At 65.6% G+C, this 24,513-nt stretch carries 22 protein-coding genes; 11 read left to right on the plus strand and 11 right to left on the minus strand.

The genetic code is table 11. The features are described from left to right. Nucleotides 1-43: 43 nt before the first annotated feature. The 4 genes from E1956_RS25155 to E1956_RS46965 form a co-directional block, all read right to left on the minus strand. Nucleotides 44-1,477 carry an aspartate aminotransferase family protein gene (locus tag E1956_RS25155; protein WP_134753914.1) on the minus strand — a complete coding sequence of 478 codons (1,434 nt, stop codon included), beginning with the start codon at nucleotides 1,475-1,477 and terminating at the stop codon, nucleotides 44-46. A 19-nt stretch (nucleotides 1,478-1,496) separates the two neighbouring features. Next, nucleotides 1,497-2,831: a glutamine synthetase family protein gene (locus E1956_RS25160; protein WP_134753916.1), complete on the minus strand. Its 1,335-nt coding sequence runs from the start codon at nucleotides 2,829-2,831 to the stop codon at nucleotides 1,497-1,499. A 31-nt stretch (nucleotides 2,832-2,862) separates the two neighbouring features. Next, the gene (locus tag E1956_RS25165; protein WP_134753918.1) at nucleotides 2,863-3,669 is read right to left on the minus strand and encodes a gamma-glutamyl-gamma-aminobutyrate hydrolase family protein; all 807 of its coding nucleotides are present in this window, start codon (nucleotides 3,667-3,669) and stop codon (nucleotides 2,863-2,865) included. A gap of 286 nt (nucleotides 3,670-3,955) precedes the next feature. After that, nucleotides 3,956-4,180: a hypothetical protein gene (locus E1956_RS46965; protein ID WP_232071609.1), complete on the minus strand. Its 225-nt coding sequence runs from the start codon at nucleotides 4,178-4,180 to the stop codon at nucleotides 3,956-3,958. A gap of 445 nt (nucleotides 4,181-4,625) precedes the next feature. Here E1956_RS46965 and E1956_RS25175 point away from each other — a divergent pair, with 445 nt between their 5' ends. The 3 genes from E1956_RS25175 (at nucleotide 4,626) to speB (ending at nucleotide 7,900) form a co-directional block, all read left to right on the plus strand. After that, entirely contained in the window at nucleotides 4,626-5,195 is a 570-nt protein-coding gene (locus E1956_RS25175) for a cupin domain-containing protein (RefSeq protein ID WP_134753920.1), read from the plus strand. Nucleotides 5,196-5,316: 121 nt separating this feature from the next. Beyond that, on the plus strand, nucleotides 5,317-6,807 hold the full coding sequence (locus E1956_RS25180) for an aldehyde dehydrogenase (RefSeq protein ID WP_134753922.1): 1,491 nt from the start codon (nucleotides 5,317-5,319) through the stop codon (nucleotides 6,805-6,807). 130 nt (nucleotides 6,808-6,937) lie between these two features. Beyond that, nucleotides 6,938-7,900: an agmatinase gene (gene speB, locus E1956_RS25185; RefSeq protein ID WP_134753924.1), complete on the plus strand. Its 963-nt coding sequence runs from the start codon at nucleotides 6,938-6,940 to the stop codon at nucleotides 7,898-7,900. A gap of 68 nt (nucleotides 7,901-7,968) precedes the next feature. On the opposite strand, the gene E1956_RS25190 is transcribed toward speB, so the two are convergent. Then, on the minus strand, nucleotides 7,969-8,412 hold the full coding sequence (locus E1956_RS25190; protein WP_134753926.1) for a MarR family winged helix-turn-helix transcriptional regulator: 444 nt from the start codon (nucleotides 8,410-8,412) through the stop codon (nucleotides 7,969-7,971). 154 nt (nucleotides 8,413-8,566) lie between these two features. Here E1956_RS25190 and E1956_RS25195 point away from each other — a divergent pair, with 154 nt between their 5' ends. The 5 genes from E1956_RS25195 to E1956_RS25215 all read left to right on the plus strand — a co-directional run bounded on the left by E1956_RS25195 (nucleotide 8,567) and on the right by E1956_RS25215 (nucleotide 14,308). Beyond that, nucleotides 8,567-10,114 (plus strand): DHA2 family efflux MFS transporter permease subunit, encoded by a 1,548-nt coding sequence (locus E1956_RS25195; RefSeq protein ID WP_134753928.1) that lies wholly within the window; start codon nucleotides 8,567-8,569, stop codon nucleotides 10,112-10,114. A gap of 102 nt (nucleotides 10,115-10,216) precedes the next feature. Further along, on the plus strand, nucleotides 10,217-11,158 hold the full coding sequence (locus E1956_RS25200; protein WP_134753930.1) for an AEC family transporter: 942 nt from the start codon (nucleotides 10,217-10,219) through the stop codon (nucleotides 11,156-11,158). 307 nt (nucleotides 11,159-11,465) lie between these two features. Further along, entirely contained in the window at nucleotides 11,466-12,242 is a 777-nt protein-coding gene (locus tag E1956_RS25205; protein ID WP_167760107.1) for an acetoacetate decarboxylase, read from the plus strand. A gap of 60 nt (nucleotides 12,243-12,302) precedes the next feature. Beyond that, complete coding sequence (locus tag E1956_RS25210) at nucleotides 12,303-13,088, plus strand: 3-hydroxybutyrate dehydrogenase (protein ID WP_134754878.1); 786 nt, start codon at nucleotides 12,303-12,305, stop codon at nucleotides 13,086-13,088. Then, complete coding sequence (locus E1956_RS25215; RefSeq protein ID WP_134753932.1) at nucleotides 13,085-14,308, plus strand: DUF3734 domain-containing protein; 1,224 nt, start codon at nucleotides 13,085-13,087, stop codon at nucleotides 14,306-14,308. Before E1956_RS25210 ends, E1956_RS25215 begins: the two co-directional genes overlap by 4 nt. A 54-nt stretch (nucleotides 14,309-14,362) precedes the next feature. On the opposite strand, the gene E1956_RS25220 is transcribed toward E1956_RS25215, so the two are convergent. The 3 genes from E1956_RS25220 to E1956_RS25230 form a co-directional block, all read right to left on the minus strand. Continuing rightward, on the minus strand, nucleotides 14,363-15,208 hold the full coding sequence (locus E1956_RS25220; RefSeq protein ID WP_028219070.1) for a carbohydrate ABC transporter permease: 846 nt from the start codon (nucleotides 15,206-15,208) through the stop codon (nucleotides 14,363-14,365). Next, nucleotides 15,205-16,113, minus strand: coding sequence for a carbohydrate ABC transporter permease (locus E1956_RS25225; protein ID WP_134753934.1), 909 nt, complete (start codon nucleotides 16,111-16,113; stop codon nucleotides 15,205-15,207). Before E1956_RS25225 ends, E1956_RS25220 begins: the two co-directional genes overlap by 4 nt. Before the next feature lie 265 nt (nucleotides 16,114-16,378). After that, nucleotides 16,379-17,611: an ABC transporter substrate-binding protein gene (locus E1956_RS25230; protein ID WP_134753936.1), complete on the minus strand. Its 1,233-nt coding sequence runs from the start codon at nucleotides 17,609-17,611 to the stop codon at nucleotides 16,379-16,381. Between the two features lie 367 nt (nucleotides 17,612-17,978). On the opposite strand from E1956_RS25230, the gene E1956_RS25235 reads away from it, so the two are divergent. From E1956_RS25235 to E1956_RS25245, 3 genes are all read left to right on the plus strand, one after another. Continuing rightward, entirely contained in the window at nucleotides 17,979-18,752 is a 774-nt protein-coding gene (locus E1956_RS25235) for an SDR family oxidoreductase (RefSeq protein WP_134753938.1), read from the plus strand. 88 nt (nucleotides 18,753-18,840) lie between these two features. After that, entirely contained in the window at nucleotides 18,841-19,905 is a 1,065-nt protein-coding gene (locus E1956_RS25240) for an ABC transporter ATP-binding protein (RefSeq protein ID WP_134753940.1), read from the plus strand. Between the two features lie 85 nt (nucleotides 19,906-19,990). Continuing rightward, nucleotides 19,991-20,860, plus strand: coding sequence for a MurR/RpiR family transcriptional regulator (locus E1956_RS25245; protein ID WP_134753942.1), 870 nt, complete (start codon nucleotides 19,991-19,993; stop codon nucleotides 20,858-20,860). Between the two features lie 19 nt (nucleotides 20,861-20,879). Here E1956_RS25245 and E1956_RS25250 read toward each other — a convergent pair whose 3' ends face one another. From E1956_RS25250 to E1956_RS25260, 3 genes are all read right to left on the minus strand, one after another. Continuing rightward, nucleotides 20,880-22,355 carry a cytochrome P450 gene (locus E1956_RS25250; RefSeq protein WP_134753944.1) on the minus strand — a complete coding sequence of 492 codons (1,476 nt, stop codon included), beginning with the start codon at nucleotides 22,353-22,355 and terminating at the stop codon, nucleotides 20,880-20,882. Nucleotides 22,356-22,476: 121 nt separating this feature from the next. Beyond that, a complete protein-coding gene (locus E1956_RS25255) occupies nucleotides 22,477-23,361 on the minus strand; it encodes an IclR family transcriptional regulator (RefSeq protein WP_134753946.1) in 885 nt (294 codons plus the stop codon). Nucleotides 23,362-23,371: 10 nt separating this feature from the next. Further along, entirely contained in the window at nucleotides 23,372-24,322 is a 951-nt protein-coding gene (locus tag E1956_RS25260; RefSeq protein WP_134753948.1) for an IclR family transcriptional regulator, read from the minus strand. Between the last annotated feature and the right edge of the window lie 191 nt (nucleotides 24,323-24,513).

Raw genomic sequence — 24,513 nt, forward strand, 5'->3', positions numbered from 1 at the left:
GCCCGCACCCCGTTGTGCGCCGCCAGCCCTTACGTTTGCAGCGTTACGAAAGTCCCAGTTGTTGCGCGGTTGCGTCGACGGCCTTCTTTGCCTTCGACACGATTTCATCGATCTCGTCGCGCGTGATGACGAGCGGCGGCGAGAGCAGCATGCGGTCGCCGGTGGCGCGCATGATCAGGTTGCCGTTGAAGCAGAAGTCGCGGCAGATCGTGCCCACGTCGCCGCCGTTCGCGAAGCGCTTGCGCGCCTTCGGATCCTCCGCGAGCTGCAGGCCCGCCACCAGCCCCGTGCCCGAGATGTCGCCGATGATCGGGTGATTGCCGAAGGTCTCGCGCAGACGCTGCTGGAAGTACGGGCCGGTGTCCGTCTTCACGCGCTCGATGATGCGTTCGTCACGCAGCAGCTTGAGGTTCGCGACCGCCACCGCGGCGGCCACCGGATGGCCCGAATACGTGAGGCCATGGTTGAAGTCGCCGTTCTCGATCAGCGCCTTGGCGATGCGGTCGTGAATGCCCACCGCGCCCATCGGCACATAGCCGCTCGTGAGACCCTTGGCCATCGTGATGAGGTCGGGCTCGAAGCCGAAGTGCTGATGCGCGAACCATTCGCCGGTGCGACCGAAGCCGCCGATCACTTCGTCGGCGCACAGCAGGATGTCGTATTTGCGGCAGATGCGCTGGATTTCCGGCCAGTACGTGGAGGGCGGGAAGATCACGCCGCCCGCGCCCTGGAACGGCTCGCCGATAAAGGCGGCCACGTTCTCCGCGCCCACTTCGAGAATCTTCGCTTCGAGCTGCTGGGCGCGCGCGAGGCCGAACTCCTCGGGCGTCATGTCGCCTTGCGCTTCGCCGAAGAAGTACGGCTGATCGATATGGACGATGTTCTCGACCTTCGAGGGCATCTGCTCATGCATGTAGCCCATGCCGCCGAGCGTGCCGCCCGCGATGGTCGAGCCGTGATAGCCGTTCTTGCGCGAGATGACGACCTTCTTCGAAGGCTTGCCTTGCGTGAGCCAGTACTGGTGCACGATGCGCAGCACCGTGTCGTTGCCTTCCGAGCCGCTGTTGCAATAGAAGAAGTGATTGAACGGCTCGGGCGAGAGCTCGGCCAGCAGCGCCGAAAGCTCGATCACCGGCGGGTGCGTGGTCTTGAAGAACGTGTTGTAGAAGGGCAGCTCCTGGAGCTGCTTGTAGGCCGCATCCGCGAGTTCCTTGCGGCCGTAGCCCACATTCACGCACCAGAGTCCGGCCATGCCGTCGATGATCTGGTTGCCTTCCGAGTCCCACAGGTACACGCCCTTCGCTTTCACGATCACGCGGCTGCCGGCCTTGTTCAGCGAGCCCATGTCGGAGAACGGATGGATGTGATGCGCAGCGTCGAGTGCGCGGTACTCGGCAGTCGAGCGCGCGGTTTGCGCGCGCAGCGTCGTCGGCAGCTCTTGCAGCGCGCTGGCGGGGGCGTCGATTCGATAGCTCATCTTTCGTGTCTCCTGTCTATTACACGTGCAGCAGCAGGTGCTTGCGTTCCCACGAACTGATCACGCGGAAGTACGCTTCGTATTCGGTTTCCTTGAGCGCGAGATAGGCGCGCACGAACTTCTCGCCCAGGATGTCCTTGAGCGGCTCGCAGCCGCTCATCAGCGAGAGGCCTTCCTCCAGATTGCGCGGCAACTGGTAGGGCAGCGAATAGCCGTCGCTCACGAGCGGCTCCGTGGGCTTGAGGTGCTGCGTCATGCCCAGATAGCCGGCGGCCAGCGTGGCGGCAATCGCGAGATACGGGTTGCAGTCCACGCCGGGAATGCGGTTCTCCACACGGCGCGCGGCCGGTGACGAATACGGCACGCGGAAACCCACGGTGCGGTTGTCGTAGCCCCACTCCACGTTGATGGGCGCCGCCATGAAGCGCGACAGACGGCGGTACGAGTTGATGTACGGCGCGAAGATCGGCATGAGCGCCGGCGTGTACTTCTGCTGCCCCGCGATGTACGCATAGAACATGTCGGTGGGCTTGCCGTCCGGACCCGTGAAGAGGTTCTGGCCGCTTTCCTCCGAGACGAGGCTCTGGTGCACGTGCATGGCCGAGCCCGGCTCGTTCTCCATGGGCTTGGCCATGAAGGTGGCGTACATGTGGTGGCGCAGCGCCGCTTCGCGCACAGTGCGCTTGAAGAGGAACACGCGGTCGGCGAGATTGAGCGGGTCGCCGTGCAGGAAGTTGATCTCCATCTGCGCCGCGCCCACTTCGTGGATCAGCGTATCGACTTCGAGGTCCTGAATATCGCAGTACTCGTAGATGTCTTCGAACAGCGGATCGAACTCGTTGACCGCTTCGATCGAATACGCCTGGCGGCCGGTTTCCGGGCGGCCCGTGCGGCCGATCGGCGGCGTGAGCGGAAGATCCGGGTCCTTGTTCATGTCGACGAGATAGAACTCCAGCTCCGGCGCGATCACGGGCTTCCAGCCCTTCGCCTTGTAGAGCTCGAGCACGCGGCGCAGCACGCGGCGCGGCGAGATCTCGACCGGCGTGCCGTCGAAGTGCACGCAATCGTGAATCACTTGCGCCGTGGGATCGACAGCCCACGGAATGATGCGGATGGTCGAGGGGTCGGGCACGCACACCATGTCGGGGTCGGTGACGCCCGTGAGGGTGCCGTCTTCCGGATAGTCGCCGGTCACGGTCTGGATCATCACGGCTTGCGGCAGCCGCATGTTCTCGCCGAATTCGAACTTGCTGCGCGGGATGATCTTGCCGCGCGCGATGCCTGCCATATCGGGGATGATGGCTTCGATTTCAGTGATGTGGTGCTTCTTCAGGAATTCGTCGATGTCATTCATGGTCGTTCTCTCTGTTCTGTATGAGCCGGCGTCAAACGTGCGCGCGGGCAGTGTGCGCGGGCTGGCGTCCGGCTTCGCGCGGTATTCGGGCCAGCATGCGGGCCCGGCAGGCTTCGCCAAAGGCGCGGAAGATCGCGGTGGACAACGCGTTCTGCGCGTGCTGCCATTCGGGGTGCCATTGGACGCCGAGTGCGAAGCTCGCCGCATTGGGCACGCTGATCGCTTCGATGAGGCCGTCCGGCGCCGTTGCTTCCACAACCAGTCCGTGACCGGGCGTTTCGATGCCTTGCCCGTGCAGCGAATTCACGCTGGCTTCGCGTGCGCCGCCGGCGAGCCGTTGCAGCAGTCCGCCCTCGACCAGCGCGATGGAATGCGCCGGGCCGTATTGCGTTTCGAGGGTATCGGCCTTGTTCTCGCGATGGTCGTCGAGCCCGTCGACCGCATGCACCTGCTGGTGCAGCGTGCCGCCGAACACGACGTTCATCTCCTGAAAACCGCGGCAGATGGCGAGCACGGGCACGCCCGCGTCGATGGCCGCGCGCAGCAGCGGCAGCGTGGTGGCGTCGCGCTCGGGGTCGTGCAGCGTGCCCGCGGCGCTGGCCGCGCCGCCGTAGCGATGCGGCTCGACGTTCGAGTAGCTGCCGGTGAAGAGCAGGCCGTCAACGGCATCGAGTATGTCGGCCGCCGCCTGCCGTGCGCCGAGCGCCGGCAGCACCAGCGCGAGCCCGCCCGAGCCGTCCACGGCGGCGGCGATGTACTTCTCGCCGGCCACGTGCGACGCGTGCGGTCCCATCATCGTGCGATCGGCGGTCACTCCAATCAATGGCTTGGTTCGCATGACTAATGTTTCACTTCTTCTGCCCGTTCGACTCAAGTGCAAATATCGCTACGGGCGTGACATGACCTTGCAACCTTGCACGAGGCAAGGCCGCAAGCCTTTAGGTGCAGCGCGAAAGTGAAGCTAACGCATCGCGCTGCGCGTTGAGATCATGTAGGCGGTTCGTTTTCTACCGTTATGCGGCGCAACCGTGGACAGGCGTGCACAGCCACGCCGCTCGCGTGCGGCAGTACGGCTCGCATGCGGTCGACGGCGATGAAAACGAACGGCGCAGGAAGAAGAGGCGCTAGGGCAGCAGCGACGCGACCTCGTCCGTATGGACGGCGATGAAGGCGCGTGCAGAGACAGCGTTATGGCGCCGAACAGACCGGCGCGAAAGGATTGTGATGACGGATAGAAACAGGCGAGAGGCAAGCCTGCCGCTACTGCCGTCGGCGATGGCGGCGCAGTCACTGCGAAGACACCTCGCATGACTTCGATCCCATCTCACCAGAGGGCCACGGACTCTCACAATTACACTCGACTGGGGTTGTTGTTAAATTGCCCGACTTATTCAGCGCGACCTGAATAGTTCGCACTGCATCACGCTAAACATAGGTTCCGTTCGATGTATCCCGCATGAACAGCGCGTTGCGTTGATGTTTCATCCGGGTGGTCACCGTCCGATCGACCTGTTGTCCAGCATATACGAGCCAAAAAGGCCGTCAATTATTTTTTTACGTTTTTGAGTCAGCACTTTCCCGGGTGGCAGGCTGCAAACACCGATGGAATGCGAAATATGGCTAGCGGCTTTTATATTTCGAATAACTTACAGGGGTTTCTACTAACGCAAAAAAATACAAACTGATTAGAATATTCAACACGTCCACCGCGCCGTTTTTGCTGTTGTTCGTCCGTCGTTCGCTGCTACCCGCAGCCGTTTTTCGGCGCGCTCCCTGATCAACCGGCTTTCGAACGTGACCGAGTCCGTATCCGTTTCTACTGAAGTCGCAACACGCCTGCGCTACGTGCGCAAGCGCTATGGGTTGTCGCAACGCGAGCTCGCCAAGCGCGCGGGCGTCACGAACGGCGCGATCTCGCTGATCGAGCAAAGTCGTGTCAGTCCCTCCGTGGGCTCGCTCAAGAAGCTGCTCGAATGCATTCCCATGAGTCTCGCGGAATTCTTCACATTTGATCTGAACGAGGGCGCAAGCATCGTGTCGCGCCGCGGCGAGATGCCGAACCTCGGCAACGCCTCCATCGAGTTCTATCTCGCTGGCGCGAACGTGAAGGACCGCAACATGGGCATCATGCGCGAGGTGTATCAGCCGCTCGCCGACACGGGGGGCGAAATGCTCACGCACGCCGGGCACGAGGGCGGCGTCGTGGTGGCGGGCCAGCTCGAGCTCACCGTGGACGGCACGACCTGGCTGCTCGACCCCGGCGACAGCTACTACTTCGAAAGCCGCCTTCCGCACCGGTTTCGCAATCCCAGCGCGAGCGATGTTTGCGAGGTGGTGTCGGCCAATTCGCCGCCCACTTTCTGACTCGCGCCAATCCGGTTCGCTGCGTGCAGCCGCCGTAAGGCCGAAGTTCGACTGATGTTCGATTGAAGTTCGGCCGCGTTCGCGGCACGCAGAACGAATCGCAAATCATTGAGGCATCCTCATGGAAAAGAGAAATCTCGCTTACTGGCAGGACAAGGCCGCGTCGCTCAAGATCGACGGTCGCGCATTCATCGACGGCGCCCCGCGCGATGCGTATTCGGGCCGCACCTTCGACTGTGTGAGCCCCATCGACGGCCGTGTGCTCGCGAGCGTGGCCGACTGCGGCGCGGCCGACGTCGACGCCGCCGTGGCGGCCGCGCGCCGCGCATTCGAGCAAGGTGTATGGGCGGGCCTGAACCCGCGCGAGCGCAAGGCGGTCCTGCTGCGCTGGGCCGCGCTCATGCGCGAGCACCTGGACGAGCTCGCGCTGCTCGAAACGCTCGACGCGGGCAAGCCGATTGGCGACACCACCACCGTGGACGTGCCGGGCGCGGCCTATTGCGTGGAATGGTTCGCCGAGGCCATCGACAAGGTGGGCGGTGAAGTCGTGCCCGCCGATCATCATCTCGTGGGCCTCGTCACGCGCGAGCCTATCGGCGTGGTGGCGGCCGTGGTGCCGTGGAATTTCCCGATCCTGATGGCGTCGTGGAAGTTCGGCCCGGCGCTTGCCGCAGGCAACAGCGTCGTGCTGAAGCCTTCCGAGAAGTCGCCGCTCACGGCGATCCGCGTGGCGCAGCTCGCGCGCGAGGCGGGCATTCCGGCGGGCGTGTTCAACGTGCTGCCCGGCGGCGGCGAGCCGGGCAAGCTGCTCGCGCTGCATCGCGACGTGGACTGCATCGCCTTCACGGGCTCGACCAACGTGGGCAAGCAGATCATGCAGTACGCGGGCCAGTCCAACCTCAAGCGCGTGTGGCTCGAGCTGGGCGGCAAGTCGCCGAATATCGTGCTGCCCGATTGCCCGGACCTCGATCGCGCGGCGAAGGCCGCGGCGGGCGCGATCTTCTACAACATGGGCGAGATGTGCACGGCGGGCTCGCGCCTGCTCGTGCACCGCGATATCAAGGACGTGTTCCTCGCGAAGCTGCTGGAAGCGGCGAAGGCGTACAAGCCTGGCAATCCTCTCGATCCCGAAGTCTCGATGGGCGCGATCGTCGACAAGATCCAGATGGAGCGCGTGCTTGGCTATATCGAGGCCGGCCGCAAGGAATCGACGCTGCTGCTGGGCGGCGAGCGCGTGGATGCGTCGAGCGGTGGCTTCTACGTGGAGCCGACGGTGTTCGATACGCGCCATGACGCACGCATCGCGCGCGAAGAGATCTTTGGCCCGGTACTTTCGGTGATCACGTTCGGCACGATCGACGAAGCGGTGCGCATCGCCAACGACAGCGACTACGGTCTCGCGGCGGCGGTATGGACGGCGAATCTCACGAACGCCCACGAGATCGCGCGCCGCCTGCGTGCGGGCACGGTGTGGGTCAACTGCTACGACGAAGGCGGCGATATGAACTTCCCGTTCGGCGGTTTCAAGGAGTCGGGCAACGGCCGGGACAAGTCGCTGCATGCGCTGGAGAAGTACACCGAGCTGAAGTCCACGCTCGTGCGGTTGCGCTAAAGGATTCGCGCTTCCCGCGCGGTGGCGCGCACGTGCACCGGATGTGGGTGCGCGCGTGCCGCCGCGTGGCCAATGAATCCTTCCACCGCGGCGTGCGTGTCTCGCCGCGGTTTTCCTATCGGGTCAATGCATGTCGGACATTCTTCACGGCGACGGCGCCATCCGCCGCCCAACGCTACACGGCTCCTCCATCGAGAACACCTACGCAGGCGTGCTGTCGTTCATGCGCCGCAACTACACGCGCGATCTGAATGGGGTGGACGTGGCGATCTCGGGCGTGCCGCTCGATCTCGCCACCACCTTCCGCTCGGGCGCGCGTCTCGGCCCGTCCGCGGTGCGTGCCGCGAGCGTGCAGATTGCGGAACTGCATCCGTATCCATGGGGGTTCGATCCATTCGAGACGCTGGCGGTGGCCGATTACGGCGACTGCTGGTTCGACGCGCACAATCCGCTCACCATCAAGCCCGCGATCGTCGAGCATGCGCGCACGATTCTGCGTTCGGGCGCCAAGATGCTCACGTTCGGCGGCGACCATTTCATCACGTATCCGCTTCTGATCGCGCACGCGGAGAAGTACGGCAAGCCGCTCTCGCTGATTCACTTCGACGCGCACTGCGATACCTGGCCCGACGATCACCCGGAGAGCCTCAATCACGGCACGATGTTCTACAAGGCCGTGAAGGAAGGGCTCATCGATCCGAAGACCTCGGTGCAGGTGGGCATACGCACATGGAACGACGACTTTCTCGGCATCAACGTGCTCGACGCGGCGTGGGTGCACGAGAACGGCCCGCGCGCGGCGCGCGAGCGCATTCTGGAGATCGTGGGCGAGCGGCCCGCCTATCTCACCTTCGATATCGATTGTCTGGATCCGGCCTTCGCGCCGGGCACCGGCACGCCGGTGGCGGGCGGCCTTTCCTCGGCGCAGGCGCTCGCGATCGTGCGCGGCCTGGAAGCGGTGAACCTGGTGGGCGCGGATGTGGTGGAAGTGGCGCCTGCCTATGATCAGAGCGAGATCACGGCGCTCGCCGCCGCGCATCTCGCCTGTGATCTGCTATGCCTGTGGCGCCAGCGCAAGGTGGCGGGCAAGTGATGCAGCAAGCTCGCACGCAAGAGCATCAGCAAAAGCGGCACCTGTAAAAACAGCGCACGAGCGCAAGATTAGCGCTCGACGAGCGCGCCCAGGTTGGCGCGCACCCGCTGAAGCATCTGGCCGAACTGCTCGGCTTCGTCGGGCGTGAAGCCGGCCAGCGCTTCCGCCTGCACTTCGTCGCCCACTCGGCGCGCGCCGCCCAGCACGCCCTCAGCTTTCGGCGTGAGGCTCACCAGCAATTCGCGGCGGTCATCGGGATTGGGCGTGCGCACGACCCAGCCGCCTTCTTCCATCCTCTCCAGCAATCTGCCGGCGGAGATCGGCGCGACTTCGAGCCGTTCTGCAAGGCTCGCCTGGTTCATGTCGCCGTAATGCGCGAGGTACGCAATCATGCGGCACTGCGCGCGCGTGAGTTCGAGCGACGACTTCGCAAGCTCGTCGTAACGTTTGCCATAGAGGCGGCCCACGTCGACGACCAGGAAGCCGAAGCGCTTTTCGAGGTCGGTAGTCATCGCGCGATTATACGGGGGCTCCGCGCCGCCTGGCCCGCGGGCGGTCCGCAATGGCCCGCAACGGCATGCCCGTTTTTCCGGATTGCGCCAGGTCGAGCGAGTCGTATAATAAGCAGGCTTACTATTATTTCCCCACGCATCGCCCGAACTCACGATGACCGCAGTCTCGCACGGCACAGCCTCGCAGCGTGGGGCCGTGCCGCTCAATCGCGGCATGATCACGTTGTCGATCATGCTCGCCACGCTGATGCAGACGCTCGACAGCACGATCGCCAACGTGGCCCTGCCGCACATGCAGGGCACGCTTTCGGCGTCGCAGGACGAGATCACGTGGGTGCTCACCTCGTACATCGTCGCGGCGGCCATCGCTACGCCGCTCACGGGGTGGTTTGCCGACCGCTTTGGCGTGAAGCCGCTGCTCGGCGTGGCCATTGCGGGCTTCACGGTGGCCTCGGCGCTGTGCGGGCTTTCGGAGACGCTGGGCGAAATCGTCGGCTCGCGGCTGTTGCAGGGCGTATTCGGCGCGTCGCTCGTGCCGCTTTCGCAATCCATCCTGCTCGACATCAATCCGCGCGAGCGCCAGGGCCAGGCCATGGCGGTCTGGGGCATGGGCGTGATGGTGGGCCCCGTGCTGGGCCCCACGCTCGGCGGCTGGCTCACGGACAGCTACAACTGGCGCTGGGTGTTCTTCATCAACGTGCCGATCGGCGCGTTCGCGTTTTTCGGCGTGTCCACCTTCATGCCCTCGCGCGCGCCGCGCCGCGAGACGCGCTTCGACCTGTTCGGCTTCGCCACGCTGGCGCTGGCCATCGGCGCGCTGCAGGCCTTGCTCGACCGCGGCGAGCAGCTCGACTGGTTTGGCTCGCTCGAAATCCGCATCGAAGCGCTCATGGCCGCGCTGGCGTTCGCGTTCTTCATCGTGCACACGGCCACCTCGGGCCCTAATACCTTCTTTCGCTATCAGCTGCTCAAGGACCGCAATTTCGCCACGGGCACACTCTTCATCTTCGTGATTGGCGCCGTGCTCTACGCCACGCGCGCGCTCTTGCCGCCCATGCTGCAGAACCTCATGGGCTACCCGGTCGCGACCACCGGCCTCGTCACCGCGCCCAGTGGCGCGGGCACCATGCTCGCCATGCTGATCGCGGGGCGCCTGCTCAAGCACGTGGACGCGCGCGCCATGTTGCTGTTCGGCTTCGTGGTGTCCGCTTATGCGCTGTGGCAGATGATGCAGTACACGCTCGTGCTCTCGGCCTCCGATATCGTCTGGCCCGGCGTGGTGCAGGGCTTCGGGCTCGGCTTCGTGTTCGTGCCGCTTTCCACGCTGACGTTCTCCACGCTCACGCCGCAGTTGCGCGCGGACGGCACGGCCACCTACAGCCTGATGCGCAACATCGGCAGCAGTATCGGCATTTCCGTCGTGCAGACCTTCGTCACGCGCGGCACGCAGGTCGCCCATTCGGATCTCGCCGCGCACATCACGCCGTTCAATCCCGCGGTCCAGCCGATGCTCGCGGCCGGATCGCGGTACGATCTTGCGGTGCTCAACCAGTCGATCACGCAGCAGGCGCAGATGATTGCGTATCTGAACGACTTCAAGATGATGTTCGTCGCCACGCTGCTCGTGATTCCGCTGCTCGTGCTGATCCGGCCTTCGTCGGGGAGCGGGGCGATCGACGCGAGCCACGCGGCAATGGACTGAACTCCAGCGCCTTTTTTCGTTCGTCGCTCGTGCGGGGCATGGGCTGCGCCCCTCAGCGCCCCGCTGCACGGCATGCCCGCGCGCTTCATTCACGTTCATCCGATGCTTTCCGCTGTCTCGATCCTGCTGCCCGTTTTCGGCCTCATCTTCGCTGGCTTCGCTTGCCGCCGTTTCGGCGTGCTCGGTCCCACGGCCGCTTCGGAGCTGAACCGCTTCGTGGTGTGGCTCGCGTTGCCCGCATTGCTCTTCGATATCCTTGCGCACGCAACGTGGCACGAACTCTTTCAACCGGCTTTCGTTGCGGCGTTCGGCGTGGCGGGGCTGGCCGTCTTCGCGGCGGTGGTGGGCGTGCGGCTCTTTCTCGGGCGTCCTCTGGCCGATGCCAGCATCGACGGGCTCGCCGCCGGGTATCCGAACACGGGCTACGTGGGCTTTCCGCTGTGCATGATCGCGTTCGGGCCGTCGAGCCTCACGCCCACGACCATCGCGACGATACTCGTGGTGTGCGTGCTGTTCGCGCTCGCTATCGTGCTGATCGAGACGGGCCTGCAAAGCGAGCGTCGCCCGCACCGGCTGCTCATCAAGGTGGTGCGCTCGCTCATGCGCAATCCGCTGCTCGTCGCGCCCGCGCTGGGCGCGATCGTATCGGGCACGCATTTCACGCTGCCCGCGAGCGCGGAGACTTTCCTCAAGCTGCTGGGCGGCGCCGCGAGCCCTTGCGCGCTCGTGAGTCTCGGGCTTTTTCTCGCCGAGCGCCGCGCCAAAAGCGATGCGCCGCCCGAGTCGTCGTGGTGGATCACGCTCACGAAGCTGGTGGCGCAGCCGGCGCTGACATGGTGGCTCGCCGCGCGCGTGTTCGCGCTGCCCGATCAGCTCGTGGAAATCGCGGTGCTGCTTGCGGCGCTGCCCACCGGCACCGGGCCGTTCATGCTCGCGGAGTACTACCGGCGCGAGGCGCACGTGACTTCGCGCACGATCTTGCACTCGACACTCGGCTCGCTCGTCACGCTAACGCTGATCCTGCTGCATCTGCATCACGGCTGACCTGGCAGCAGCACTGTGATTGCAAGCTCGATGTAATGCTTTGGGGTGGGCTGTCCTGAAAGCGACGGGTTCCGTCACCGAACGCGACCTGCCGATTTTCCAGAGTATCGTTTAATCATTCTCAAACATCGTTTGACTAGCGGGGCGTTGCCCGACACTCGGCGCATATACTTTTTGCCGAGATGCCGTCCCGCCAAACGACGTCAATCCCTTCTTTCGGCTATCTTCTCCTCGAATGGTGTCCCGCTTGCCGGGCTGCCGTTGTCCACGTGCTCGACCCTCTGCGTCAAGCAATTCGTAATCCGAAATGTTGTGCGAGCATTTTTTGAAACTTTCACCGAGGCTTCATATGAAAGACATACAATCCCGCGCTTTCGCGATGCCGTTCACCAACCCCGCCTTTCCGCCGGGGCCTTACAAGTTCGTCAATCGCGAGTTCCTGATCATCACGTACCGCACCGATCTCGAGCGCCTGCGCAAGGTCGTGCCCGAGCCGCTCGAGGTCACGGAGCCGCTCGTGAGCTATGAGTTCATCCGCATGCCGGACTCGACCGGCTTCGGCGACTACACCGAAAGCGGCCAGGTCATCCCGGTGATGTACGAGGGCCAGCCCGGTAGCTACACGCACTCGATGTACCTCGACGACCATCCGCCGATCGCAGGCGGTCGCGAGCTGTGGGGCTTCCCCAAGAAGCTCGCCACGCCCCAGCTTGCGCCGCATTCCGACACGCTGGTCGGCACGCTCGACTACGGCCCGGTGCGCATCGCCACCGGCACGATGGGCTACAAGCATCGCGAGCTCGACCTGGCGGAGCAGGCGCGGCGGCTCGCGGGGCCCAACTACCTGCTCAAGATCGTGCCGCATGTGGACGGCTCGCCGCGCGTGTGCGAGCTGGTGCGCTACTACATGAAGGACATCGTGCTGAAGGGCGCGTGGACGGGGCCAGCCGCGTTGCATCTGATCCCGCATGCGCTCGCACCCGTTGCGGACCTCCCGGTGCTCGAGATCGTCGAGGCGCGGCATCTGCTTGCGGACCTCACGCTCGGTCTCGGCGAAGTCGTGCACGACTACCTCGCGCAATAAGCGCCGCACAGTTCCAGCCAGTTCCCTCCATTCCCACTCAAGCAAAGCGGAAACAACATGATGAAGAAGCTCGAAGGCAAGACTGCAGTGATTACCGGCGCGGCCAGCGGGATCGGCAAGGAGATCGCCCTGACGCTCGCCGCGCAGGGCGCCGCGGTTGCCATTGCCGACCTCAACGCCGCCGGCGCGCAGGCCGTCGCGGACGAGATCAAGCGTGCGGGCGGCAAGGCCATGGGCATCGCCATGGACGTGACCAGCGAAGAAGCCGTCAACGAGGGCATCGATCAGGTGGTGGCTTCGTTCGGCGCGCTCGACATCCTCGTTTCGAACGCCGGCATCCAGATCGTCAATCCGATCGAAAACTACGCGTTCTCCGACTGGAAGAAGATGCAGGCGATCCACGTGGACGGCGCCTTCCTCACCACCAAGGCAGCGCTCAAGCACATGTACAAGGACGATCGCGGCGGCGTCGTGATCTACATGGGCTCGGTGCATTCGCACGAGGCTTCGCCGCTGAAGTCGGCGTATGTGGCGGCCAAGCATGCGCTGCTCGGTCTCGCGCGCGTGCTCGCCAAGGAAGGCGGCAAGCACAACGTGCGCTCGCACGTGGTCTGCCCGGGCTTCGTGCGCACGCCGCTGGTGGAAAAGCAGATTCCCGAGCAGGCGAAGGAACTGGGTATCTCCGAAGAGGACGTGGTCAAGAAGGTGATGCTGGGCGGCACCGTCGACGGCATTTTCACGACGGTCGAAGACGTCGCGCAGACGGTGCTGTTCCTCTCCGCCTTCCCGAGCGCGGCCCTCACTGGCCAGTCGTTTGTGGTCAGCCACGGCTGGTTCATGCAATGAGCGAGCTCGACAACGCCGAGCGGTCCGCGCCTGTGGGGCGCGGCAAGGCCAGGTCTGGGGCCGTGCACGCTCATCACGCGCGCAGCCTGGACTACGAGACGGTTGCGCTGGTCCTGCAGGGCGGCGGCGCGCTGGGCGCCTATCAGGCCGGCGTGCTGGAGGGGCTGGAAGAAGCGCGCATTCCGCTGAACTGGGTCGCGGGCATTTCGATTGGCGCGCTCAACACGGCCATCATTGCCGGCAACGAGCCTGGCATGCGCGTGGCGCGGCTGCGCGAGTTCTGGGAGACGATCTGCAGGCCGGGCTACACCCCGGCCATGCCTGCACCGTTCGAGCACGCGCTATTCATGGCTTCCGACGCAACACGGTCGATGCTGACGGCGTTTCAGGCCGCGAGCGCCGCCGCGCAGGGCCAGAACGGCTTCTTTGCGCCGCGCGTGCCGGCACCGCTGCCCTGGCTCGCGAACGCGCCGGACCGGGTCAGCTGGTACGACACCACGCCGCTCAAGGCCACCCTCGAGCGGTTCTGCGATTTCGAGCGGATCAATTCCGGCGAGACGCGGGTGTCGGTGGGCGCGGTGAACGTGGCGACCGGGAACTTCGTCTATTTCGACAACACGCGCACGACGCTGCGCGCCGAGCATTTCATCGCATCGGGCGCGCTGCCGCCCGGCTTCGCGCCGGTCGAAATCGACGGCGAGTTCTTCTGGGACGGTGGCGTGGTGTCGAATACGCCGTTGCACGAAGTCCTCAGCGCATCGCCGCGCCGCGACACGCTGGTGTTCCAGGTGGATCTCTGGTCCGCGCGCGGGCCCGTGCCGCAGACGCTCGAAAACGTGGGCACGCGCGTGAAGGACATTCAGTACTCGAGCCGCACGCGCCTCGTCACCGACATGCTGCAACGCGAGCAGCGCTACCGGCATCTGTTGCGCGAGTTGCTCGAGCGCGTGCCCGAGGCCGTGCGCGAAGGCGACCACCTCTGCAAGGTTGTCGAGGACCTCGCTTGCGGCAAGCGCTACAACGTGCTGCAACTGATTTACCAGCAGCAGAAGTTCGAGCGCGGCGACAAGGACTACCAGTTCGGCAGAACCACCATGCAGAGCCACTGGGACGCCGGGCTGACCGACATCCGCCGCACCCTCAGCCACGACACCTGGCTCGATCTGCCCAGCAATCAAACGGGCTTCGTCACGCACGACATCCATCGCGTCGCCGACTAGCCGGAAAGGCGCCGGCGTTCGCGCCGGCGTCACTTCACCTGCGCGGGCGAGCGCTTATTTCACGGCACCGAGCGCGAGCCCCTTCACCATATAGCGCTGCAGCCACGCGAACACCACGGAGACCGGCAGCGTGGCCGCGAGCGTGGCCGCCATCACGAGTTCCCATTCCACGGTGTATTTGCCGGCCACCATGTCGGTGACCTGCACGGTGAGCGTCTTGTTCTCGGGCGAGCGGATCAGCGTATAGACCACCGCAAACTCGTTCCAGGCGCTGATGAACGTGAAGATCGCCGTCACCACCACGGCGGGCACCGCAAGCGGCAGAAACACGCGCAGCACGGCGCCGCTGCGGCTGCAGCCCTCGAGCCATGCCGACTCTTCGAGGTCGCGCGGCACGGTCTGGAAATACGACGAGAGCATCCATACCGCGAATGCAATGTTGAACGCCGCATACGAGATGATCACGCCGATCTTCGAGTCGACGAGATTGCCGTCGCCATACGGAATCATCGCCGCGAGCCGGAACAGGCCCACCACCAGCAGGATGGGCGAGAGCATCTGCGTGACGAGCAGGAACTGCCGGTAGAGCCCACGCCCGCGAAACGGAAAGCGCGCGAGTGCGTAGGCGGCGGGCAGGCTCACGGCCAGCGCGAGCGCCGTGGAGAGGCATGAGATCACGATGCTGTTGCGCAGCGCGACGCCGAAGTTCGCGGCCTGCCACATGTCGACATAGTTTTCCCAGCGCCAGTGCATGGGCAGCCAGCGTGCCGGATAGACGAACACCTCGGAGGCGGGCTTGAGCGAGGTGAAGAACATCACCGCGAACGGGAACAGCACGGCCACCACGAGCGGCGAAAGCGCGAGCCAGCACCAGAGCGAGCGTTTGAGCTTGCGGTTCATGCGAGGTCTCCTTCCGCGTTGCCGCCGCGTTTTGCCTGCACGCGCAGGTAGGCCACCGAGAATGCGAACAGGATCACGAGCATGATCAGCGAGACGGCGGCGGCTTCGCCGGGCCGGCCGAGCCGGAAGCCCAGCTCGTAGAGGTAGGTCACGAGTATGTGCGTGCTGTCGTCGGGGCCGCCTTGCGTCATCACCCAGATGATCGGGAACGAGTTGAACACGTAGATCACGTTGAGAAGGATCGCCATGTTGATGAAGGGCTTGAGCAGTGGCAGCGTGAGCTGGCGGAACTGCTGCCACGCGCTCGCGCCGTCGATGCGCGCGGCCTCGTAGATGTCGCCGGGCACCGAGGAGAGGCCGCCCAGCAGGATCGTCGTGGTGAACGGGATCGAGACGAGAATGCCCACGGCAATCTCGACCGGAAACGCGTATTGGGGCGTGGCGAGCCAGTGGATCGGACCCGAGATCATGCCCAGCCGCTGCAGCGTGACGTTGACCATGCCGTAGTCGTCGTTGAAGGCCCAGCGCCAGACCACGGCGGTCATGGTGAGCGAGACCGACCACGGCAGCATGACGATCGTGCGGGCGATGCCACGTCCGTAGAAGTCCTGATTGAGTATCAGCGCGACTGGCACGGAGATCGCCACGGTGCCCACCACGACGCAGAACGTCCAGATCAGCGTGTTCTGGAGCGCGCTCAGGAACACCGGGTCGGCGAACACGTTATAGAAGTTTTGCAAGCCGCTGAAGCCGCGAATCTGGCCGAAGCGCGAGACATCGTGCAGCGACTGGTACACGATGTTGAAGATCGGGTAGCTGATGATGAACAGCGCCAGCGCGAGGCTTGGCACGATCAGGAGCCAGGGGGCGCGGGGCACGGCGACAGCACGTTGTGAGCGGCTCATGCGGTTCCTGGCGCGGGTGGGGGCGGGCGCTTCGCCGGTCGCCGGACCGGCTGGTGGCGTTTGCTTCAGGGGACCCATAGTCATGGCGTGGAGCGTCCGGTATTGCGGTCGTTACATGGGCGAACCGGCGCGCCGCGTAGCGATTAGTATGCTACGCCACGCGCCGGTTCTTGCGGCGATAAAGCGCCTGCTTGATGACGAAAAGGCTGACGAAAAAGCCGCCGTAAAAAACTGCCGTAGAAAGCGGCTGAAACGGCAGCCGCGCTTACTTGCCGAGCGACTTGTTGGCTTCGTCGGCGGCCTGGTTCAGCGCGTCGGCGGGCTTGGCCTTGCCGAGGTAGATCGCCTGCATCGCGTTGGTCACGGCCTTGGCGGTGTCCTCCCAGCCCGTCACGGTCGGCGCGAAACGCGCGTGCGGCAGCAGCGCGACGAACGCCTTCGTGTCCGGATCCTGGAACGCCGGGTCGGTGGCTTCAGCCTTCGTCGTCGGCAGGAAGCCTTCGGTGCTCGTGAACTCCACGCGCGGTTGCTTGGTGAACAGGAAGTCGAGGAACTTCCAGGCGCTCTTCTTCACCTTCGAGTTCTTGAACATCATGATCGAGTCCGTGACCGCATAGGTCGCGGGCGTCGTGCCCACCGGGATCGGGTCGATGCCGTACTTGATGTTCGGCGCTTCCTTCTTGAGCTGCTTGGCGAGGAACGGCGCCGAGATCATCATCGCCACGCGGCCCTGCTTGAAGAGGTTCTGCACGTCTTCGCGGCTGTAGCCCGTCACGCCCGGCTCCGTGAGCCCTTCGTCGATCATCGTCTTGTAGAGCGTGGCGGCCTTCACGCCCGCCGGCGAATTGAAGGCGGCCTTGCCGTCCTTGCCCACCACATCGCCGCCGTTGGTCCACAGCGCGTAGTAGAAGTACACGTCGGTTTCGATTTCCTTGCCCTGCAGGCCGAAGCCCGCGATGCCCTTCGCCTTGAGCTTCTTCGACGCCTCGATCACGTCGTTCCAGGTCTTCGGACCGTTCGGATAGCCAACCGAAGCGAGCATGTCCTTGTTGTAGTAGAGCGCGCGCGCGGATGCGGCGATCGGCAGGCCATAGATCTTGCCGTTGATCTCGCCGGGCGCGAGGAACGGGCCGATGAAGCGGCTCTTGAAGTTCGCGTCCATGTAGGGATCGAGCGGCTCGGCAATGTCGTCCTTCACGAAGTCGAGCAGCCAGCGCGTGCCGATGATCGCGAGGTCGGCGTTTGCGCCCCCGGAGATGTCCGTTTGCAGCTTCTGTTGCAGCGAGTCCCAGTTCACGTCTTCGATCTTGATCGTGGTGCCGGGATTGGCGGCTTCGAACTCCTTGGCCATCTTCTCGAAGTACGGGGCCGTGGCGTCGCTGTAGTGGGCGACGGTCACGCGGACCGTGTCGGCGTGCGCCGCGATGGTGACGCCTGCGAACGCAAGCGCAACGGCGAGCTTGCCGAGCGTGATGGATGCACGTGCCTTAAACGCCATTCTCTGTCTCCTGTGTTGACGGGAACGGGTGCAGTGCACCGCGTCCCATCCCATGCGGGGTGGTTGCTGGTTGGTTTTTCGGTTCTTGCCGCCGCCGTCGCCCGGCCATCGGATTGTTCGTATTGCGTTGTTTGAAAAAATCCTACAGGATGAAAAAAATGTTGTCACCTGGGAAACGCGAGATTGTTTCGGGTGCCTGAAATTGCCTAACATGCTGTAACGCAGGGGGAATTCATGCGGCATCGCAGCAGCGGGCCGTGCGTGTAAACCCGCAGCCAAGGTCGCGAGAAATACCACTATGTAGGAAATTTACAGATCGGCCGGTGGTGCCGGCCGGGTCTTTCGAATCATTCGCGGAGAGTCGACGATGAGCCGGGTGGTGCTGGTGACGGGCGCGTGCGGCGGTATTGGCCGTGCGCTATGCAAGCGATTTCACGAGGCGGGCGATACGGTGCTCGCGCTCGACCGCGACGCGTCGGGCGTGCAGGCGCTGGCGGACGAGCTGGGTGCCGCGCGCCTCGAAGCCCTGGCCGCCGACGTGAGCGATCAGGTTGCGGTGGCAGACGCGGTGGCGCGCGCCGTGGCCGCGCGCGGTCCGGTGGACGTGGCCGTGGCCAACGCGGGCGGCGCGCTCGGCACGACGCTCGCGCATACCGACGCCGCGAGCTGGCGGCGCGACGTCGATCTGAACCTGAACGGCACCTACTACACGGTCGAGTCCGTGCGCGCCTCGATGATCGAGCGCGGGCGCGGCGTGCTCGTGCTGATCGGCTCGGTCAACGGGCTCGCCGCGCTGGGCCACCCCGCGTATAGCGCGGCGAAGGCGGGGCTCGTGAGTTACACGAAGGCGCTGGCCATGGAGCTCGGACCGCACGGCATCCGCGCGAACATCGTCTGCCCCGGCACCGTGAAGACGCCCGCCTGGCACACGCGTGTCACGCAGCATCCAAAGATATTCGAAGAACTAAAGAAATGGTATCCGCTCGGCGATGTGGCCACGCCCGAGGACATCGCCGACGCTGTGCAATTTCTCGCCTCGCCGCAGGCACGCGTGATCACGGGCGTGGCGTTGCCGGTGGACGCGGGCCTCATGGCGGGCAACCGGCTGATGGCGAACGAGCTCACGCTCGATCCGTTCTGAAGCCCGAACCAAAACGCGTGTAGCGAAGATGCGAAGCGCACGCAGCAAAACACACGCACGGCAAGCAACGACAGCCCACGAGGACAGCATGGCAGCGGTACAACTGAACGGCATCTACAAGCGCTACGGCGACACCCAGGTCGTGCACGGCGTGGACCTCGACATCGCGGACGGCGAATTCGTCGTGCTGGTCGGGCCTTCGGGTTGCGGCAAGACCACGCTCATGCGCATGATCGCGGGCCTCGAAGACATCAGCGGCGGCGACCTCACCATCGGCGGCACGCGCGCGAACACGCTGCCGCCGCAGCAGCGCAATGTCTCGATGGTGTTCCAGAGCTACGCGCTTTATCCGCATCTCTCGGTCTACGACAACATCGCGTTCGGGCCGCGCATCCGCAAGGAGCGCGAAGACGGCTTCAAGCCGCGCATCGAGGCCGCGGCGAAGATGCTGAACCTGTCGGGCTATCTCGACCGTCTGCCGCGCGCGCTCTCGGGCGGCCAGCGCCAGCGCGTCGCGATGGGGCGCGCCGTGGTGCGCGAGCCTTCGCTGTTTCTCTTCGACGAACCGCTTTCGAATCTCGACGCCAAGCTGCGCGTGCAGATGCGCACGGAAATCAAGGCACTGCATCAGCGCCTGCGCAACACGGTGGTGTACGTCACGCACGACCAGATCGAAGCGATGACCATGGCCGACCGCATCGTGGTGATGAATTCGGGGCGCATCGAGCAGATCGGCAAGCCGCTCGATCTCTACGACAAGCCGGGCAATCTGTTCGTGGCGAGCTTTCTGGGTTCGCCTTCGATGAATTTCGCCTCGGGCAGCGTGATGAGCGACGCGCGCGGCACGGCGCTCGTGCTCGAGGACGGCGTGCGCATCGCCGTTCCCGAAGGCCGCGCGCCAGCGGGTGCGCGCGTGACGCTCGGCATCCGCCCCGAGCACATCGAAACGCAGGGTGGCGACGTGCCGTTCAACGTCGAGGTGATCGAGCCGACTGGCGCGGAGACCCACTTGTACGGGAAAATAGGCGACACGACATGGTGCGTCACGACGCGCGCGCGGCCCGGCATCGAACCGGGGCAGCGCATGACGCTGGGTCTGCCTCTCGCGCACCTGCATCTGTTCGACACCGAAAGCGGCAAGCGGCTCGATTGACGGACTGAACAGGGGTGCCAAGCGTCGGGCCTGGCGCGACGATCGTGACCCTTGCACCTTCCACGGCTCATCCACGGAAAACAGCTTGCCGGTCTCCAACCTGATCCATCACATCCGCAACGTAGCGGAGTCGCTGCGGCCCGCCGAACGCAAGGTCGCGGAGATGGTGCTCGCCGACATCGACTTCGCGATGCGCGCGAGCATCACCGAGCTCGCGCTGCGTGCCGAGGTGTCCGAGCCTTCGGTCACGCGCTTTTGCCGCGCGGTGGGCGCGCACGGGCTGCGCGACTTCAAGATGCGACTCGCGCAGAGCGCGGCGGGCGGCATGCCGTTTGCCGCGGCCCGGGAAGTGGCGAGCGGCGACCTCACGCAAGTGGGCACGCTGCTCGACAGCGTGGCGGAGCAGGTGGTGCAGGGCGTGAAGCACGCGCGCGCCTCGCTCGATCCGGCCGTGTTCGAGGCGGCGGTGGCGGCGCTCGGCAGCGCGCGGCGCGTTTACTTCTTCGGCGTGGGCGCGGGATCGGGGCTCGTGGCGCAAGACGCTGCGCTGCGCCTGCTGCGTCTGGACATTGCGGCGAGCGCGTTTACGGACGCGCATTTGCAGCGTCTCTATGCCGGCTTGCTCGAACCCGGCGACGTGGCGTTCGCGATCTCGCAGTCGGGCCGCAGCGTGGAGGTCAACGAGAGCATCCAGATCGCCAAGGAGCGCGGCGCGACCACTATTGCACTCACGAATGCGGGCTCGCGGCTCGCATGGGTGGTCGACATCCCGCTGCTCTTGCGCGTGCCGGTTTCGGAAGCGCCTCAAGCGCCGGGCGTGTCGCGCATCGCGCATCTCGCGGTGGTCGACGCGCTGGCGATGGGCGTGGCGCTCGGGCTCGGCCCGAAGACGCTCGAAAAGGTGCGCGACGCGCAGGCGCGCGGCGGGTCGGATGATGTGGAAGTGAAAGAGTAAGCGGCACGCTGCACCGGGACTAGCGTCCGGCTGCCTGGCGTTGACGCTTCGTGAGCCTCACCGGCATGGTGTCGGGCACCATCGTGAACTGCGAGATCTCGTTGATCTTTGCCGGATCGATGGCCATCTCGATCGAGAATTCGTTCATCAGCATGGAAAGCGCGAGGCGCATCTCAACAGTCGCGAGATGGCGCCCCGGGCAGACACGCGGTCCCGCGCCGAATTGCAGATACGCGCGCACGTCATGCGGGCCGCTCTGGGGCTCGTGCTCGCCCTTGCGCATCCAGCGCCACGGATCGTAGCGCTGCGGATCGACGAAGTTCTTCGCATCGACCATCGCGGGCCGCGCCACGAAGAACATGCGCGTGCCCTTGGGCAGGGCCACGCCGTCGAGCACCACGTCTTCGAGCGGCTCGAACGAGTGCACGGCCGCCACGGGCCGCAGGCGCGTCGCCTCGATGCAGATCGCCTCGAAGAGATCGAGCTCCTTGAGCGTGGCGTAGTCCGGGCACACGTTCGCATCGCCTAGCACGCGGCGCGCCTCTGCGCCCAGATGCGTCTGCAGATGCTTGTCCGCCGCGAGATAGGGCAGCGTCCACGCGATCGAATCGGCCGTGGTGTCCTCGCCCGCAAGCAGAATCGTCAATACGTTTGCGCGGATCTGCGCATCGGTGATCGGTGCGGCGCCGGGTTCCGCCTGGGCTTGCTGCTGTTGTTGCTGTTGCACGAGCATCGCTTCGAGCAGGTTGCGCGGCGTCTCGGCTGGCTCGTCGCGCATGCGCTCGCGGGCGCGCGCCATCATCGCGTCCACATGGCGATGCACTTCAATCAGCGACTGATCGAGCTTGCGGTCCGCAGGCAGCTTGAAGTAGCGCCAATACGGAAAGAGCGCGTTGATGCGGCCCATCACGCTCGGCAGGATGCGCTCCAGATGCTCCTGAATCACGCCGTGATCGCGCTCGAGCGTGCGCGGGTCTTCGCCGAATGCGAGCGCGCTCGTCACGTCCACCGTGTAGCGCTTGAGGTCGTCGGTCATCTCGACGGTCTCGCCGCGCTCGGCCGCACGCAGCCAGCGCGAGCGCAGCCGCCCGGTGATCTCGGCGAGCGTGGGATAGAACGCCTTGATGGTCGGAATCGAGAGCGCCTGCATCACGAGGCGTCGCTGCGGCTCCCACGCCGCGCCTTCCGCGGAGAAGAGCCCGTTGCAGCCCATCTCATCGAGCACCGCCTCGATGGGCTGATAACGCCGGTAGCGGTGCGGGCGCTCGCGCATGATCTGCTGGATCAGCTCGGTGTCGGTCCAGATCGTGATGGGGATGCTGCCCACCTGGAAACGATACGGAGTGCCAAGCTCTTCGGCCCAGCGTTCGAGAATCAGATGCAGCCGCGAAGGCGAGAGCTGCAGCAGATTGCCGACGAGCGGCAGGCCGCGCGGGCAGGGCAGGTCGGCAACCTGGCGCTGCGTCGCGTGGGAACCGGTGGAGGCCGTGCTCATGAGCGCTTCCTTGGGGGGACTGCCTGGTTTTCGCTACGGGTTTGCTGCTTGTTTGCTTTCTTGCCGCCTGGCTGAAAAGGCGCGATGGCGCGCTGCCGGGTGCCGCCGCGCAGGATGCCGATTATAGCGGCGCGGCCCCCGCCACGTAGCCGAAGCGGCGTGACAGGCGCTCGGCCGCCGCGGCCAGACGCTGCGCGCTGTCGCCTTCGCTGGCCGTCTCGAAGTTGCAGGACGGCCCCATCAGCGCGAGCACGAGGCACACGCTGCCGGTGTGGTCGAACACGGGCGCGGCCACGGTGCTGATTCCGGGGATTGGATTGCCGAGCGCCGTATCGAGCCGTTGCGCGCGGATCTTGGCGAGGCGTTCGATGTAGCGTGGGTCTTGCGCGGCCTGTTGCGATGGAGATGGAGATTGCGATTGCGCCGGCGCGCCGGCAAGGCGCAGGCCGTCCTGCGCGAGCAGTTCGGCGCGCACGTCATCGTCGAGCCATGCGGCGAACACGCGGCCGATGGCTGTGTTCACGATCGACATGACCGTGCCCGGCCGCAAGCTCACGTGCAAGGGCCGCGGCGATTCTTCGAGGCGCACGACCGTGGGCCCGAGCGGCCCCGGCACCGCGAGCGCGACGCTCATGCCGGTGCTGGCGGCGAGGTCGACGAGTTCGGCGTCGGCTTCGCGCACGGGCGAGAGGCGCGCGAGGCCCAGCAGGCCCAGTTCGAGGCTCAAGGGGCCGGCTTCGTAGCGGCCCGCCTCGTCGCGCGCGAGCAGGCCCGTCTTGAGCAGGCTCACCAGGTGAGGAAAGGCCTTCGCGCTCGGCATGCCGGCGGCCGCCGCAAGATCGCGCAACGAAAGCGGCGTGCCGGCCGCGACGAGCGCGGCGAGCAGCTCGCCCGTGACGTCGAGCGCCTGGATGCCGCGTTGCGGCTTGTCGGCGGATTCCGCCGCAGCGGAGGTTTCGGCGCGGGCGTCGTCCGTGGCGCTGGACGGGGTGCGGGCTCGGGGCATGGTGGCGGGTTCAGTTCGAATCGGATACGGGGGAAGCGGGGGCAGCCGCAAAGGCGGCCACGGCGATCTCGCGTGCGGCTTCGCGCAGCGCGCGCACGAGCGCGCCTGCCGGGCGCACGTCGAGCGAGCCGCTCGCGCCGACGGCCGTGAGTGTGAGGCGCAACGCGCGCTGCGGATCGAGCACCGGCACGCAGACGCTGCTGACGCCGGGGCTGGGCGCGTCGATGCCGAGTTCGAAGCCGCGCGTGCGGATGGCGTCGAGCGTAGCCGCGAAGTCGGCTGGGAAGTCGCCCGGGAAGGCGGCGTCGCGTTCAGGTGCGGCACGGTTTTGCTTTGACGCCGCTTTGCTGGCCGCCGCCGCGTTGGCCGCAGCAGGCTCTGCCGTGCCGCGCCAGACCGGCTGCGCCGTCTGGTTGCCCCACATCGCGCGCAGCGCGGCCTCGTCGAGGAACGCGCAGAACACGCGGCCCGTGGACGTGTCCGGCAGCGACATCACCGTGCCCACGTGCAGGTTCACATGCAGCGGCAGGCTCGCATGCTCGTAGCGGACGATGGTCGGCCCCTGCGGCCCCGCAATGCACAGCGCGATGCTGCAGTTGTGCGCGTGCGCAAGCGCCGCTGCGCGCGGCACGGCCTCGCGCAGCGCGGGCTCCTGCGCCAGATGCAGCAGGCCGAGGCGCAGCGCGAGCGGCCCCGCCTCGTAGCGCCCAGAGAGCGCGTCGCGCTTGATCAGGCCGAGCCGCGTGAGGCTGACCAGATAGGCGTGCGCCTGGCTCGACGCGATTTCGGCGCCCGCCGCGAGATCGCTGGGCGCGAGCGGCACGCGGGCGTCGGCGAGCACGCGCAACAGGCGCGCGCCCACTTCCACGCTCTGAATGCCGCGCTGCGTCTTCCCACCGCCGGCGTCCGCGTCGGGCGAACAGGGCTGCGGCGGCCTGGCGGCGTTGCGAGGGGTCTTCACTCGTTGTCCCGGGCTGAAAAAGGGTCCATGTTAACCGAACGGCGCGCGAACACTGGCCATCGATTGATTTGCATATGGCTAGTGTATTCGCTATTGACAAATAAAAACGGGCGGGCGATCATGGCCTCACCCCGACAAAACAGCGGCTCATTCACATCCAGACGGGGCGAGACACACCGGCGGGCGCCGTG

Source organism: Paraburkholderia pallida (genome assembly GCF_004524855.1).
In the GTDB taxonomy this organism is placed as follows: Bacteria; Pseudomonadota; Gammaproteobacteria; order Burkholderiales; family Burkholderiaceae; genus Paraburkholderia; species Paraburkholderia oxyphila.

Bases quoted from the DNA above. Each gene is read 5' to 3' on its own strand.
- E1956_RS25155 (WP_134753914.1), bottom strand. From the start codon at position 1,477: ATGAGCTATCGAATCGACGCCCCCGCCAGCGCGCTGCAAGAGCTGCCG.
- E1956_RS25160 (WP_134753916.1), bottom strand. From the start codon at position 2,831: ATGAATGACATCGACGAATTCCTGAAGAAGCACCACATCACTGAAATC.
- E1956_RS25165 (WP_134753918.1), bottom strand. From the start codon at position 3,669: ATGCGAACCAAGCCATTGATTGGAGTGACCGCCGATCGCACGATGATG.
- E1956_RS25180 (WP_134753922.1), top strand. From the start codon at position 5,317: ATGGAAAAGAGAAATCTCGCTTACTGGCAGGACAAGGCCGCGTCGCTC.
- speB (WP_134753924.1), top strand. From the start codon at position 6,938: ATGTCGGACATTCTTCACGGCGACGGCGCCATCCGCCGCCCAACGCTA.
- E1956_RS25190 (WP_134753926.1), bottom strand. From the start codon at position 8,412: ATGACTACCGACCTCGAAAAGCGCTTCGGCTTCCTGGTCGTCGACGTG.
- E1956_RS25195 (WP_134753928.1), top strand. From the start codon at position 8,567: ATGACCGCAGTCTCGCACGGCACAGCCTCGCAGCGTGGGGCCGTGCCG.
- E1956_RS25200 (WP_134753930.1), top strand. From the start codon at position 10,217: ATGCTTTCCGCTGTCTCGATCCTGCTGCCCGTTTTCGGCCTCATCTTC.
- E1956_RS25205 (WP_167760107.1), top strand. From the start codon at position 11,466: ATGTTGTGCGAGCATTTTTTGAAACTTTCACCGAGGCTTCATATGAAA.
- E1956_RS25210 (WP_134754878.1), top strand. From the start codon at position 12,303: ATGAAGAAGCTCGAAGGCAAGACTGCAGTGATTACCGGCGCGGCCAGC.
- E1956_RS25215 (WP_134753932.1), top strand. From the start codon at position 13,085: ATGAGCGAGCTCGACAACGCCGAGCGGTCCGCGCCTGTGGGGCGCGGC.
- E1956_RS25220 (WP_028219070.1), bottom strand. From the start codon at position 15,208: ATGAACCGCAAGCTCAAACGCTCGCTCTGGTGCTGGCTCGCGCTTTCG.
- E1956_RS25225 (WP_134753934.1), bottom strand. From the start codon at position 16,113: ATGAGCCGCTCACAACGTGCTGTCGCCGTGCCCCGCGCCCCCTGGCTC.
- E1956_RS25230 (WP_134753936.1), bottom strand. From the start codon at position 17,611: ATGGCGTTTAAGGCACGTGCATCCATCACGCTCGGCAAGCTCGCCGTT.
- E1956_RS25235 (WP_134753938.1), top strand. From the start codon at position 17,979: ATGAGCCGGGTGGTGCTGGTGACGGGCGCGTGCGGCGGTATTGGCCGT.
- E1956_RS25240 (WP_134753940.1), top strand. From the start codon at position 18,841: ATGGCAGCGGTACAACTGAACGGCATCTACAAGCGCTACGGCGACACC.
- E1956_RS25250 (WP_134753944.1), bottom strand. From the start codon at position 22,355: ATGAGCACGGCCTCCACCGGTTCCCACGCGACGCAGCGCCAGGTTGCC.
- E1956_RS25255 (WP_134753946.1), bottom strand. From the start codon at position 23,361: ATGCCCCGAGCCCGCACCCCGTCCAGCGCCACGGACGACGCCCGCGCC.